The following is a 13,381-nucleotide window of genomic DNA, read 5'->3' as shown; positions in this document are numbered from 1 at the left end:
CATAGAGCACTGTTCTGCAGGTCTTTTAGCGTGATTTGTCACTGAATCTCCGTTAATTGGATGCAGGGGCACGTACTGTGATCATCTGGTCACGGGGGGATTGGGTGTGATCGAACGGCTGGGCCGGTCCATTCGCGCGCGCCTGGCGCTGTTCGCCAGCGTCGCCATGGCACTGCTGTGCCTGGCGGCGGGCTCGTTCTTCCTGTGGGTGGGGCACAACACCGCCGTCGACATCCGCACGAGGGAGGTGACCACCGCGGCGCTGCACGTGGGCCACGACATCCAGCGCGATCACCGGCGCTCCCTGACCAACTTCGATCTGAAGGGCATCCAGGTCATCGACGCGACCGGTCGCGTGGTGGCCTCGACGCCGAACCTGGAGGGCAAGCCGCGCCTGACCGCCGTGGTGCCCGACCCGAACAGCCCCAGCCGCACCGACCTGCTGTGCGAGCTGCCCGAGCTCGGCGACGAGTGCCACATCACGGCCGCCGTCCGGGTCTACGACGAGGCCGGCGACTGGTTCGTCTACGCCTACGACTCCACGGTGCCCTGGTACATCCACCCCTCCGTGATCGCCGCGCTGATCGTGCTGACCGTGCTGCTGGTCGCGATCACCTGGTTCGGCGTGTCCAAGGTGGTGGCCAGGACGCTCGCGCCGGTGAACCAGATCACCCGGCGGCTGACCGACATCAACTACGGCGACGAGATCATGCGCGTGCCCGTGCCGGAGAAGGCCGAGGAGATCAAGGCGCTCGCGGATGCCGCCAACTTCATGCTCGCCCGGCTGGAGGCCGCGATGGAGCAGCAGCGCCGGTTCGCCTCCGACGCCTCGCACGATCTGCGCAGCCCGATCACCGCCATGCGCGCCGAGCTCGAGGCGGCGATGCTCGCACCCGAGGAGACCGACTGGTGCGAGACCGGCGGCAAGCTGATGGCCAGCCTCGACCGGCTGCAGAACATCGTCGGCGACCTGCTGACGCTGGCCAAGCTCGAAGCGGGCGCCCCGTCGCGGCTCGAGTCCGTCGACCTGGCCGAGCTGGTCGCCGCCGAGACCACCAGGCCGCGGTCGAAGAAGATCGTCACCGCGCTGCAGCCCGGCGTGGTCGTCACGGGCAACCGGCTCAAGCTGGCCCGCCTCCTGACGAACCTGCTGGACAACGCCGAACGGCACGCCGAGAGCACGATCATCGTGACCCTGCGCCGGAACGAGCAGGCCCTGCTCGAAGTGCTCGACGACGGCGCGGGCATCGCGCCGGACCAGCGCGAGGTGGTCTTCAGGCGGTTCACCCGGCTGGACGCCTCGCGCAGCCGCGACGCCGGCGGCACCGGACTGGGCCTGCCCATCGCCCGCGAGATCGCCCAGGCCCACAACGGCACCCTCACGATCGAGGACTCCGACATCGGCGCGCGCTTCGTGCTGCGATTGCCGATACGAAAGGAGTGAATGTGGGTATGAGAAATTTTCCGCCCCTTGATGGATCTCTGGGCGCACACGATTACTATGCATCGGAGGTGAGTTACTCGCTGTGACTTCAGGGTTCAGCCGATTACGGCGCGAGGATTTGCTGAAGACGGCCTGCGAGGTCATCGCGGAGCGCGGGTTCGGGCATACCCGGACCATTGACATCGCCAGGGCCGCCGGGGTGAGTCAGGCGCTGCTGTTCTACCACTTCGAGACCAAGGATCGGCTGTTCGCGCAGGCCTTCACCTACGCCGCCCGCCAGCATCTCCACTCGCTCGAACACATCGAGGAGTCCAAGGGCACGCCGCTCGAACGGCTGCGCACCCTGCTCAGGCTCTCCTCCCCGGCGATCCCCACCGAGGGATGGCGGCTGTGGATCGACGCGTGGTCCGAGGCGATGCGCAACCAGGAACTGGAGGAGATCTCGCGCCGCCTCGACTCCCGGGGCCGGCTGGTCATGCGCGCGATCATCGAGGCGGGCGTGTCGTGCGGCGAGTTCAAGTGCGACGACCCCGACGCATCCACGTGGCGGATTCTCGCGCTCGTGGACGGGCTCGCGATCCAGACGCACGCGCATCCCAAGGTGCTGACCAGGCGCAAGGTGAACACGCTGATCCGTACGGCCGCCGCGGCCGAGCTCGGGCTCTCTGCGGAAACCCTGTGACCCTCCCCTCTTCCGACGCTATTGGATGCTCCGTACAATTAGCGGCGAGGAGAGGAGCACGTGATGGCATCCGCACCGAGCTCTGCCGCCGCCCGCGAACGCGACGAGCAGGTCGCCAGCAGGAGCGCCTACCGAGCGGTCATCGAACGGCTCTCGAAGGCGTCGGTCGACAAGCACTGGGAGCCGTACCGGGACATCCCGTGGGATGACCCGGAGTTCGCCGTGGACCCGGCAGACCCCCGCTGGGAGCTGCCGGAGGTCGACAAACTGGGCGGACACCCGTGGTACCGCAGCCGCCCGCCCGAGGTGCGGGCGGCGATCGGGCTGTGGCGGGTGGCCACCGCGATGAAGGTCGGGCTGCAGTTCGAGAACCTGCTCAAGCGCGGGCTGCTCAACTACGCCTACCGGCTGCCGAACGGGTCGCCGGAGTTCCGGTACGTCTACCACGAGACCATCGAAGAGGGACATCACGGGATGATGTTCCAGGAGTTCGTGAACCGCACCGGCTTACCGATCCGCGGGATGCCCGGGCCGCTGTCGCTGATCGCTCAGGTGGCGCCGTGGATCCCGCTGATCTCGACGGAGCTGTTCTTCGTGTTCGTGCTCGGCGGCGAGGACCCGATCGACCACGTGCAGCGCAAGGTGCTGAAGGACGAGCGGGCGCATCATCCGCTGGAAGAGACGATCATGCGGATCCACATCGCGGAGGAGGCCAGGCACATCTCCTTCGCCCGGCACTACCTGCGCAACCGGGTGCCCCGGATGCCCGCGTACCGGCGGCTCCTGCTGGGGGTCATCTCCCCCGTCATCCTGGGCGTGATGGCCCGGATCATGCTGGCGCCCCCGGGGCCGATGATCCGGCGCTTCCGCATCCCGGCCCACGTGGTCGCCGACATCTACCTGCGCAATCCCGCCGCCAAGCAGGAGATCCGCGACTCGGTGGGCAGGACGCGGGAGCTGTGCACGGAGATCGGCCTGATCAACCCGGTCACCCGGCGGATCTGGCGGGCGATGGGCATCTAGCCGGTCGGCCGCCGGGCGATCAGCACCTCGGTGACCTCGGTGTGCTCCCATGTCCCCGAGGGGTCGAGGTCGAGCAGCGCCTTCCTGGCCGCCTCCTTGAACGGCTCCAGCCGGTCGCCGAGGCGGGCCGGGGAGCTGTAGGAGTAGGACAGCTGCAGGCCGATCACGGCGTCCACGTCGTACGTCAGGCGGTGCTCGTACGTGGCGGACTCCAGGTCGCTGAACGGCGTGGTGACCAGCACGTCGTGGGGGTGCTCGCCGCTGACCTGGAAGGAGCCGGTGGCCGTGAACGTGTTCGCGTCGAACTCCTCGCGCACCCGGCGCATCGTCGGCTCCCAGGGCTCCTCCTGGGGCTCGCGGCCCGGGCCGAGGAGGGCCACGACCCCGCCGGGCGGCAGCAGCTCGTCCAGGTCGGCCAGCACCGCGCGGCGGTCCATCCAGTGGAACGACCTGCCCATGACGATGTGGTCGAACGCCGGGAGCTCGCGCAGCCTCGTCGAGTCGCCGCGCAGCCACCGGATGTTCCGCACCTCCGCCGCCAGCCCTCTGCCCGTCTCCAGCATCTCCTCGTCGGGATCGACGGCCAGGATCTCGCGCACGGCGGGCGCCAGCGGGATCGCCACCGTGCCGGGACCGCAGCCGAGGTCGAGCACGGTGCCGTCCGGGCCGAACGTCCTCGCCAGGTGCCCGATCGCCTGATCCCCGTGGTCGGGCCGGTACTTCGCGTAGTAGGGGGCCGTGCCGGCAAACAGGTCTGTCATGGATGGGACCATATACGGGTTCGTTTCGTCGTTGCTGGAAGGTTTTGATCTTTGAGGCGGCTACTCACGGTCCTGCTGCTCGCCTTCGCCGCCGCCGGGATCGCCCCTCCCGCGGCACAGGCGCACAACGTGCTTCTCAGCAGCGACCCCAAGGACGGTGCCACGTTGCCGGCCGCGCCCGCGCGGGTGACGCTGGTGTTCGACCAGGCGGTGCGGCAGGGCTACGCGCAGGTGGGCGTGACGGGCCCGGACGGGTCCTCGTGGGCGGACGGGTCCGCGGAGGTCGCCGCGGAGCGGGTGTCGGTACGCGTCAAGCCGCTGCCGTCCGGGGGCGCGTACACGGTGGGCTACCGGATCCTGTCGGCCGACGGCCACCCGGTCACCGGAAAGATCACCTTCACCCTCGCGGCCGGGACCGGTGGCCCGGCCCAGAACACGGGCCAGGGCGCCACCGGGCAGGCGCCGCAGGACGCGAGTGCGCAGGCCGCCGAGGCGGCCGCCAACGGCGGCGCGGGCATGGCCGTGGTGTGGATCGTGGGCGCGCTGCTGCTGCTCGCCGCCGGCACGGCGGTGGCGCTGCGCCGCCCCCGCCCGGCCGCGCCCGCCCCGGGCTCCGCCGGAGAGGCCCAGCCGGATGCCGGGCACGATGCCGCCGGCGAAGAGGCCCGGGCATGACCGTCACCGCGCCTCCCCTCCCCCGGCAGCGGGTCGGCGGCCGGCTGGTGGCCGGGGCGTTCGGCGTCTGCGCGGTCGTCGCCGCGGTGGCGGCGAGCACGTTCACCGCCCAGGAGGCCGTCCCCGGCATCCCCATGCCCGGCCCGCTGGTGTCCTTCGGGCTGCCCGTCGTGCGAGTGCTGCTCGACCTGGCCGCCGTGGCCGTGGTCGGGCTGAGCCTGCTGCCCAAGCTGCTCGGCTTCGATGCCCCCGAGCGGACCGAGCCCGTCATGCTCAGGGTGCGGCCGCTGGCCGTGCTGGCCGCCTGGGCGTGGGCGATCTGCGCGCTGCTCACCATCGTGTTCCAGACGGCCGAGCTCAATCCCGGCAGCGTGCCCACGTTCGGGATGATCGCCGGCTACGTCGAGACCGTCGGCACCGGTCAGGGGCTGCTGTTCAGCGCGGCGTGCGCGCTGGCGGCGGCCGGCATCGGGCTCATGGCGGTGCGGTTCGGCGAGAAGGTGCCGGCCGAGCTGCGGGTGATCGTGGCGCTGTTCGGGCTGCTGCCCATCCCCGTCACCGGGCACGCCGTCAACTCGGTCTGGCACGACCCCATCATGGTCTCGATGGAGATCCACGTGATGGGCGCTGCCGCGTGGGCGGGCGGGCTGGCGGCCACGGCCGTGTTCGTGGCGCCGCATCGGGAACTGCTGGCCGTGGTGCTGCCCAGGTTCTCCAGGATCGCCACGGTGTGCCTGCTCCTGGTCGGGCTGTCAGGGCTGGTCAACGGGCTCGGCACGATGGCCCTCACCCCCGGCGTGACGCTGCCCGACGCCCTGCTGACCAGCCACTACGGCGTGCTGGTGGTGATCAAGACGGTCCTGGTGGCGGCGCTGGTGCCGCTGGCCGCCCACATCCGCTTCCGCCTGATGCCCGCCATCCGCAAAGGCCGGGCCACCGCCCTGGTGGGCTGGGCGGCGGCCGAGGTGGGCGTGATGGGGCTGGCCTACGGCGTGGCGGTGGCGATCACCCGGGCCTCGATCGGCTGAGACCCGCGCCGCCTGGCGGCCAGCCACTCGACCGCCAGCCAGACGGCCAGCAGGCCGAGCCCCGCCCAGACGGCCGACGACGTGGCCAGTGGAGGCGCTCCGAGCAGCCCCTTCTGGCCCTTGATCGCGCTGTACACGCCGCCCATGATCGCGCTCTGCGCCGCCAGCGCGCCGTAGGCCGCGGCCGTGACGCCGACGCTCCCGAGCACGGCCCGTACGTACGGCATGCGCACCAGGAACGCGAGGTCCACCACCAGCCCCGCCACGACCAGGAAGAACGGCACCGCCGACGGCGGGAACCCGGTGAACGTCAGCAGCGGCCAGAGCAGCGTGCGGACCCCCACGTAGGCGCCCGCCACCAGCGTCGCGGCCCCGAACCTGCCGATCAGCAGCCTGGCCACGACCAGCACCGACAGGCCGACGACCACCGCGTAGACCGGATAGAGGAAGTCGGGGACGGGCAGCGAGAACGCGACCATCATCGGCCGGTCCACCGGCCGCCCCATCTGGTCGGCCGCGAACTGGAGCAGGATCTGCTCGGCGTAGGTCGCGTGGTTGTCCCAGGCGCCGATCGACAGGATGCCGTACTCCTGGTGCTGCTCGGGGAAGTGCACGTTCTCCAGGAAGAACGCGAAGAACGCGCCCAGCACGACGGTCCGCTCCCGCCCCGGCGGCCGAGCTCCGGCGCCCATGAACCAGCCGCGGAGCACGCCCGCGATCATGAAAAACGTTCCAAGATAGAGCATGATGTGCGACGGGCTCCACGAGGTGATGTCGAGCCCGTTGACCCGGTGGTTGATCAGGTCGAGCGGGACCGCGACCAGGAAGATCCCGGTGCCCCACTGGATCAGCCGCAGCGCCGCCTTGTCCACGCCGTAGCCGGTGTAACCGTGGATGATGGTCAGCGCGACGGCGATGGCCGTGCCGGCGGAGTTGAGCAGGTGGGGCGGGGCGAGGTCGTCCCGCAGCCACTTGAAGTGCCATGAAACGTCCCACGCCGAGCCGAGCAGCTTGAGCGTGAACGCCACCAGCCAGCCGAAATAGAGCACCCTGAACAGATCCTGCGGCGTCTCACGCCCCGCCTGGCCCCTGGTCCAGTACGGCAGGGCCCACTCGGCGGCCCTCTTGAGAGATGCTGGAGACTTCACGGGAGTGAATCTTACGGTTCCCTGCGTTGAGCTGTTGCTGGGGTAATGCCAGGCAATGTCTTGGCAGGTCAGACTACCGCCGAGGCCCGCAGGGAGTACAGGAGCGGGATCCTGGGGGCACCCTCCGGGAGCCGGAAGCCCTCCTGGCAGTCGACCAGCGTGCCGAAGCGGCGGAAGTACGTGCGGTCGTGCTCGCGCAGGAACTCGACCCGCAGGCCCGCCGCCGCGATCGCGCTGACGACCTCACCGAGGCCGTGCTGGAACTGCACGGAGGTCTGGTGCTCCAGGATTTCGCTGCCGGTGTAGGTGTGCGGGTACTCCCAGACGTGGGGGCCTCGGTCGAAGTAGTCGGTGGTGACGGTGGTGCCCGTCTCGTCGTCCATGGTGTTGGCGAACGGATGGAATTCGGCGAGATAGAGGAATCCGCCCGGCTTGAGCAGCGCGGCGACCGTCCGCGCCCAGTTCTCGAGGTCGGCCAGCCACACCAGCGCGCCGAGGCCGGTGTAGACGATGTCGTACGTGGCCCCGCCGAGCGCCTCGACCGCGTCGTAGACGTCGGCGGTGACGAACTCCGCCGGGATGCCGCATTCGGCGGCGATGGCCCGGGCCTGCTCGATGGCGGCCGCGGAGAAGTCGAGGCCGGTCACCTCGGCGCCGAGCCTGGCCCAGGACAGGGTGTCCAGGCCGAAGTGGCACTGCAGGTGCAGCAGGCGGCGGCCGGTCACGTCGCCGACCTCGTCCCGTTCGAACGACCGCAGCGGGCTCCGGCCCGCCTTGAAGCCCTCGACGTCGTAGAAGTCGCTGGCGACGTGGATGGGGACCCGTCCGTCCCAGTTGGCCCTGTTGACGTCCACATAGTCCATGGGGGCAGCGTAGGCGAGCCCTTGATCGCGGCGCCGCTGGTTTTCGGTGGGCCGGGGCCGGTCAGGGGCGCCTTCTCGTCAGCCGTACCGGGAGGTGCTTGAGGCCGTTCTGGAAGTTGGACGTCAGCCGTCGCGGGCTGCCCGCCGGCTCGACGTCCCACTCGCGCAGCAGCTCCGTGAACACCGAGCGGAACTGCGCGCGGGCCAGGTGGGCGCCGAGGCAGACGTGGGGTCCGAACCCGAAGCTGACGTGGTCGTTCGGGGTGCGGGCGATGTCGAAGCGGTCGGGGTCGGCGCGGCGCTCCGGCGGGCATCATGAGCGCGTGACTCCAGCAGACGCAGAGGCGATCCTCCAGGAATACTTCGCCCCCTGGATCCAGCGGCTCGGGTTGCGCGTGGAGGAGGTGGGCGAGCGCCACGCCGTCGTACGGCTCCCGTGGTCCGACGACCTGGCCCGGGAGGGCGGCGGCCTGTGCGGCCAGGCGATGATGGCGGCAGCCGACACCGCCACCGTCATCGCCATCTCCTCGGCGCGCGGCGGGTTCGTGCCGATGACCACGGTGCAGCAGTCGACGACGTTCCAGCGGCCGGTGATGGGCAAGGACGTCCTGATCGACGTCCGCATCACGAAACTGGGCCGCACCCTGGCCTTCTCCGACGTCACCCTCATGGCCGCGGGCAGCGCCGAGACCGCCGCCCACGCGACGACCGTCTACGCCATCCTGGCCTGATCCCGCAGCTCAGGCCTTGATCTCAGGGATCTCTCAGGTGCGGAAAGTAGGCTCACCGTCATGAAGCGTGTGGCCGCGCTGGTAGCGGCGCTCGCCCTCATCGGGGTGACGACGTGGCTCGTGTGGCCGTCGGCTCCTGGGGTGCGGGGCCAGGACCAGACAATCAGCGTCGTCGACGGACCCGGCGACGACCAACGGGTGGAGCTCGATACGACCTTCTTCCCGCCGCCCGACGGCGGGAAGGCTCCAGCCGTACTTATCGGGCACGGCTTCGGCGGCAGCAAGCAGAGCGTGCGGGACCAGGCCGTCCGGATCGCCCAGCAGGGCTACGCCGTGCTGACCTGGTCGGCGCGCGGGTTCGGGCGCTCGACCGGCGAGATCGCGCTCAACTCGCCCGACTACGAGGTCAAGGACGTCAAGCAGCTGATCGACTGGCTGGCCAAGCGGCCGGAGGTCCAGCTCGACGCGGCGAACGACCCGCGCGTGGGCATCGCGGGCGGCTCGTACGGCGGCGCCATCTCCCTGATGACGGCCGCCTACGACCACCGGGTCGACGCCATCGTCCCCCAGATCACCTGGGCCGACCTGGCCGACGCGCTCTTCCCCAACGCCGCCGCGCAGGGCGCCGGTCCCGCCGCCATCGGCCAGGACGCCGCGCACGGGGTCTTCAAGCGCATGTGGGCCGGCATCTTCTTCGGCCAGGGCGTCTCCCTGGACAGCTTCGCGGGGCGGGGCGAGCGGCAGGCAGCCGCCGGCCCGCTGACGCCCGAGCAGGCGCGGTGCGGCAGGTTCCTGCCCGCGATCTGCGACGTCTACCAGCAGGTCGCCAAGGACGGCAAGGCCACGCCGGAGGCCGTCGCCCTGCTGCGCAAGTCGAGCCCGATCACCGTGGCCGGCCAGATCAAGGCGCCGACCCTGCTCATCCAGGGCCAGCGCGACTCGCTCTTCCCGCTCGGCCACGCCGACGCCAACGCCAAGGCGATCGCCGCCGCCGGCACGCCGGTGAGCCTGGCCTGGTTCGACGGCGGGCACGACGGCGGCAACGGCGAGGCGGACTGGGTGTTCGAGCAGTCCACGGCCTGGTTCGCCCGCTACCTGAAGGGTGACGAGTCCGCCCCGGCGGTGAGCGCGTTCACGGTGACGCGCGACGGCGGACGCGACCCCGGCACCCGCCAGCGCATCCGCCTGCACCCGGAGGCCGCCTCCTACCCCGGCCTGACCGGCACCGACACCACCACGGTCCAGCTGAACGGCCCCGCCCAGAACATCGTCAACCCGCCCGGCGGCGCGCCCGCCTCCATCTCGACGGTGCCCGGCATCGGCGGCCTGCTGGGCGGCAGCCAGGCCGGCGCCGGCGTGTCCATCGACATGCCGGGCCAGAGCGCCGCGTTCGAGTCCCGTCCGCTCACCGCCCCGCTCCAGCTCACCGGCAGTTCCACGGTCAGGGTCAAGGTGTCGGGCAAGGGCGAGGCGACGCTGTTCGCCAAGCTGTACGACGTGGCCGACGGCACCCAGCCGCCCGCCCTGCCCGCCGGGCTGGTGGCGCCGGTCCGGGTGACGATCCCGGAGGGCGCGGGCAGCGCGGAGGTCACCGTCACCCTGCCCGCCGTGGATTACCGCTTCGCCGCGGGCCACCGGCTCCGGCTGGTCCTGACCACGACGGACATGGGCTTCGCCACCGCCGCCGAGCCCGCCTCGTACCAGGTGTCCCTGGCCTCCCCCGCGCTCGCCGTGCCGACGGTGCGCACGCTCGCCGCTCCGCCGACCGGGGTGGCGTGGTGGGTGTGGGCGATGCCGCTGGCCGCCGTGGTCGTCGCCGCCGTGCTGCTGGCGACGGGGCGCGTCCCGTCCCGCCGCCGGACCGCACCCGCCGTCCTGGAGAGCGGCGAACGGCAGGACGGGGCCGGCGACAAGGACGTGCCGCTGGAGATCAGCGGGCTGACCAAGGCGTACCGGAACGGCGAGCTGGCCGTGGACGGGCTGTCGTTCCGCGTCGAGCGGGGCCAGGTCCTGGGCCTGCTCGGACCGAACGGCGCGGGCAAGACGACCACGATGCGCATGATGATGGGCCTCATCCAGCCGGACGGCGGCGAGATCCGGATCTTCGGTGACCGCGTCACGCCCGGGGCTCCCGTGCTGTCCAGGCTCGGGTCGTTCGTCGAGGGGCCGGGGTTCCTGCCGCACCTGTCCGGGCGGGACAACATCGAGCTGTACTGGGCCGCCACCGGGCGGCCCGCCGCCGACGCGCACTTCGACGAGGCGCTGGAGATCGCCGGCCTGGGCAAGGCCCTGGACCGGGCCGTCCGCACCTACTCGCAGGGCATGCGCCAGCGGCTCGCCATCGCCCAGGCCATGCTCGGGCTTCCTGACCTGCTGGTGCTCGACGAGCCCACGAACGGTCTCGACCCGCCCCAGATCCGGGAGATGCGCGAGGTGCTCAAGCGCTACGCGCAGGACGGCCGTACCGTGATCGTCTCCAGCCACATGCTGGCCGAGGTCGAGCAGACCTGCAGCCACGTCGTGGTCATGCACCGGGGCCGCCTGGTCTCGGCCGGGCCGGTGTCGCTGCTGCTCACCTCGGCCACCGTCCCCTCCAACGGGCACGGGCCGCGCCTGGAAGACGTGTTCCTCGACCTCATCGGAGACAAGTCATGACCGTCGCCGCGCCGGGCTACGCGCCCCGTCGCACGCTGCCGCTGCGCGTGGAGATCGTCAGGCAGTTCAAGCGGCGGCGCACGCTGGTCATGTTCGGGCTGCTGCTGGCGCTGCCGTGGATCCTGGTGATCGCGTTCCAGTTCGGGCCGCAGCCGAGCGGGCAGGGGCAGTCGTCGCTGCGCATCTCGGACCTGGCGACGGCGAGCGGCCTGAACTTCGCCGCCTTCGCCCTGTCGGTGTCGGCCAGCTTCCTGCTGGTGGTGGCGGTCGCGCTGTTCTGCGGCGACACTGTCGCCAGCGAGGCCAACTGGTCGTCGCTGCGCTACCTGCTGGCCGCGCCGGTCCCCCGCGACCGGCTGCTGCGCCAGAAGCTGATCGTGGCGCTGGGCTACTCGGCGGCGGCGGTGATCTGCCTGCCGCTGATGGCGCTGCTCGCGGGCACGCTGGCGTTCGGCTGGAACGACATCCAGGTGCCCGGCACGGGCGAGACGATCCCGGCCCTGGACGTGCTGCCGCGCTTCGGCATCGTGATCGGGTACGCGCTGGTCAGCCAGCTGGTGGTGGCCGCGCTCGCGTTCCTCGTCTCCACCATGACCGACTCCCCGCTCGGCGCGGTCGGCGGGGCGGTCGGGCTCTGGATCGTCTGCAACATCCTGCAGGCGGTGGAGGCGCTGGGCTCGCTGCGCGAGTTCCTGCCCACGTTCTGGAACAACGCCTGGCTCGACGCGCTGATGCCGGAGCTGGACTGGAGCGGCATGGCGAAGGGGGCGTCGGTGTCGGTCACGTACGCGGCCCTCCTGATCGCGCTCGCGTTCCGGCGCTTCCGGCGCAAGGACGTCGTGAGCTAGACCCAGTCGAACGACCTGGTCACGGCCTTCTTCCAGCCCGCGTACGCCTCCTCCCGCCGCTCCTCGCTCCACCGGGGCTCCCAGCGGCGGTCCTCCGCCCAGTGCGCCCGCAGCTCCGAGATGTCCTTCCAGTATCCGGAGGCGAGCCCGGCGGCGTACGCGGCCCCGAGCGCGGTGGTCTCCGACACGACCGGGCGGCTGACCGGGACACCGAGGATGTCGGACTGGAGCTGCATGCACAGGTCGTTCATGGTGATGCCGCCGTCCACCTTGAGCACGTCCAGGACCACCCCGGAGTCCTGCTGCATCGCCTCCACGACGTCGCGGCTCTGGTAGCAGATCGCCTCCAGAGCGGCCCTGGCGAGGTGGGCGTCGGTGTTGAAGCGCGACAGGCCGACGATCACGCCGCGGGCGTCGGCGCGCCAGTAGGGGGCGAACAGCCCGGAGAACGCCGGCACGAAGTACATCCCCCCGGAGTCCTCCACCTGCCGGGCCAGGGCCTCGCTCTGCTCCGCGGAGGTGATGACGTGGAGCTGGTCGCGCAGCCACTGCACCGCCGAGCCGGTCACCGCGATGGACCCCTCCAGCGCGAACACGGCCGGCTGGTCCCCGAACTTGTAGGCCGGCGTGGTGAGCAGCCCGCTGCGCGAGCGCACGCGGTCGGTGCCGGTGTTGAGCAGCAGGAAGTTGCCGGTGCCGTAGGTGTTCTTGGCCTCGCCGGGCGCGAAGCAGACCTGGCCGACGGTGGCCGCCTGCTGGTCCCCCAGGATCGCGCTGATCGGCACCTCCCCGCCGAGCGGCCCGTACGGGAGCGTGGTCCCGTACATCGCGGGGTCGGCCGACGGCCGGATCTCGGGCAGCATCCGGCGCGGAATCCCGAAGAACGACAGCAGCTCGTCGTCCCAGTCGAGCGTCTCCAGGTCCATCAGCATCGTCCGGCTGGCGTTGGTCACGTCGGTGATGTGCACGCCGCCCTTGACGCCGCCGGTGAGGTTCCACAGGGTCCAGGTGTCGGTGTTGCCGAAGACGGCCTCGCCCCGCTCCGCGTCCGCGCGGACGCCCTCCACGTTCTCCAGGATCCACTGGATCTTGCCGCCGGAGAAGTACGCCTCCGGCCGCAGGCCCGTCCTGTCGCGGATGACCTCCCCGCGCCCGTCCCGCTCCAGCGCGGCGGCGATCCGGTCGGTACGGGTGTCCTGCCACACGATCGCGTTGTAGTACGGGCGGCCGGTCCGCCGGTTCCAGACGACCGTGGTCTCGCGCTGGTTCGTGACGCCCAAGGCCGCCAGATCCTTGGCGTGCAGCCCGGCACGCTGGATCGTCGTCTGGATCACGGCCGCCGTCACGGTCCAGATCTCTATCGGGTTGTGCTCGACCCAGCCCGCCTTCGGCAGGATCTGCTCGTGTTCGAGCTGGTATTTGGCGACCTCGGCGCCGTCATGATCGAAGAGCATGAATCGGGTGCTGGTGGTGCCCTGGTCGACGGCTCCCACGAACTCGGGCATGTCTTTCTCCTCTGCAAG

At 71.0% G+C, this 13,381-nt stretch carries 12 protein-coding genes and 1 pseudogene; 8 read left to right on the top strand and 5 right to left on the bottom strand.

The genetic code is table 11. The features are described from left to right. Positions 1-106: 106 nt before the first annotated feature. The 3 genes from ACWEPL_RS19440 (at position 107) to ACWEPL_RS19430 (ending at position 3,149) form a co-directional block, all read left to right on the top strand. Positions 107-1,444 (top strand): sensor histidine kinase, encoded by a 1,338-nt coding sequence (locus ACWEPL_RS19440; RefSeq protein WP_363966026.1) that lies wholly within the window; start codon positions 107-109, stop codon positions 1,442-1,444. A gap of 82 nt (positions 1,445-1,526) precedes the next feature. Next, positions 1,527-2,126 carry a TetR/AcrR family transcriptional regulator gene (locus ACWEPL_RS19435; protein ID WP_452436988.1) on the top strand — a complete coding sequence of 200 codons (600 nt, stop codon included), beginning with the start codon at positions 1,527-1,529 and terminating at the stop codon, positions 2,124-2,126. Between the two features lie 63 nt (positions 2,127-2,189). Then, positions 2,190-3,149, top strand: a complete 960-nt coding sequence (locus ACWEPL_RS19430; protein ID WP_355194281.1) for an AurF N-oxygenase family protein — start codon at positions 2,190-2,192, stop codon at positions 3,147-3,149. Here the strand turns inward: ACWEPL_RS19430 and ACWEPL_RS19425 are convergent. Further along, positions 3,146-3,910 (bottom strand): class I SAM-dependent methyltransferase, encoded by a 765-nt coding sequence (locus tag ACWEPL_RS19425; RefSeq protein WP_452436987.1) that lies wholly within the window; start codon positions 3,908-3,910, stop codon positions 3,146-3,148. The genes ACWEPL_RS19430 and ACWEPL_RS19425 overlap by 4 nt on opposite strands. Before the next feature lie 51 nt (positions 3,911-3,961). Here ACWEPL_RS19425 and ACWEPL_RS19420 point away from each other — a divergent pair, with 51 nt between their 5' ends. Both ACWEPL_RS19420 and ACWEPL_RS19415 read left to right on the top strand, forming a co-directional pair. After that, positions 3,962-4,585 carry a copper resistance CopC family protein gene (locus ACWEPL_RS19420; protein ID WP_452436986.1) on the top strand — a complete coding sequence of 208 codons (624 nt, stop codon included), beginning with the start codon at positions 3,962-3,964 and terminating at the stop codon, positions 4,583-4,585. Further along, complete coding sequence (locus ACWEPL_RS19415) at positions 4,582-5,613, top strand: CopD family protein (RefSeq protein WP_452436985.1); 1,032 nt, start codon at positions 4,582-4,584, stop codon at positions 5,611-5,613. The genes ACWEPL_RS19420 and ACWEPL_RS19415 overlap by 4 nt, the downstream gene beginning before the upstream one ends. Here the strand turns inward: ACWEPL_RS19415 and ACWEPL_RS19410 are convergent. From ACWEPL_RS19410 to ACWEPL_RS19400, 3 genes and pseudogenes are all read right to left on the bottom strand, one after another. Continuing rightward, entirely contained in the window at positions 5,571-6,761 is a 1,191-nt protein-coding gene (locus tag ACWEPL_RS19410; RefSeq protein ID WP_452436984.1) for a hypothetical protein, read from the bottom strand. The two genes, ACWEPL_RS19415 and ACWEPL_RS19410, sit on opposite strands and share 43 nt — an antisense overlap. A gap of 68 nt (positions 6,762-6,829) precedes the next feature. Beyond that, on the bottom strand, positions 6,830-7,624 hold the full coding sequence (locus tag ACWEPL_RS19405; protein ID WP_452436983.1) for a class I SAM-dependent methyltransferase: 795 nt from the start codon (positions 7,622-7,624) through the stop codon (positions 6,830-6,832). Positions 7,625-7,685: 61 nt separating this feature from the next. Further along, a pseudogene (locus ACWEPL_RS19400) lies at positions 7,686-7,904 on the bottom strand (cytochrome P450); the annotation flags it as partial. A gap of 43 nt (positions 7,905-7,947) precedes the next feature. Here ACWEPL_RS19400 and ACWEPL_RS19395 point away from each other — a divergent pair. Genes ACWEPL_RS19395 through ACWEPL_RS19385 form a run of 3 tightly spaced genes read left to right on the top strand, consistent with a single transcriptional unit; the run spans position 7,948 to position 11,858 of the window. Continuing rightward, a complete protein-coding gene (locus ACWEPL_RS19395) occupies positions 7,948-8,355 on the top strand; it encodes a PaaI family thioesterase (RefSeq protein ID WP_452436982.1) in 408 nt (135 codons plus the stop codon). Between the two features lie 60 nt (positions 8,356-8,415). After that, on the top strand, positions 8,416-11,010 hold the full coding sequence (locus tag ACWEPL_RS19390) for a CocE/NonD family hydrolase (RefSeq protein WP_452436981.1): 2,595 nt from the start codon (positions 8,416-8,418) through the stop codon (positions 11,008-11,010). Then, positions 11,007-11,858, top strand: coding sequence for an ABC transporter permease (locus ACWEPL_RS19385; protein WP_192786611.1), 852 nt, complete (start codon positions 11,007-11,009; stop codon positions 11,856-11,858). The genes ACWEPL_RS19390 and ACWEPL_RS19385 overlap by 4 nt, the downstream gene beginning before the upstream one ends. On the opposite strand, the gene glpK is transcribed toward ACWEPL_RS19385, so the two are convergent. After that, complete coding sequence (gene glpK / locus ACWEPL_RS19380; protein WP_363966046.1) at positions 11,855-13,363, bottom strand: glycerol kinase GlpK; 1,509 nt, start codon at positions 13,361-13,363, stop codon at positions 11,855-11,857. The two genes, ACWEPL_RS19385 and glpK, sit on opposite strands and share 4 nt — an antisense overlap. Positions 13,364-13,381 lie beyond the last annotated feature (18 nt).

Source organism: Nonomuraea sp. NPDC004186 (genome assembly GCF_053603495.1).
The sequence above is the reverse complement of the archived record's forward strand: the minus strand, read 5'-3'. Positions and strand labels throughout refer to the sequence as shown.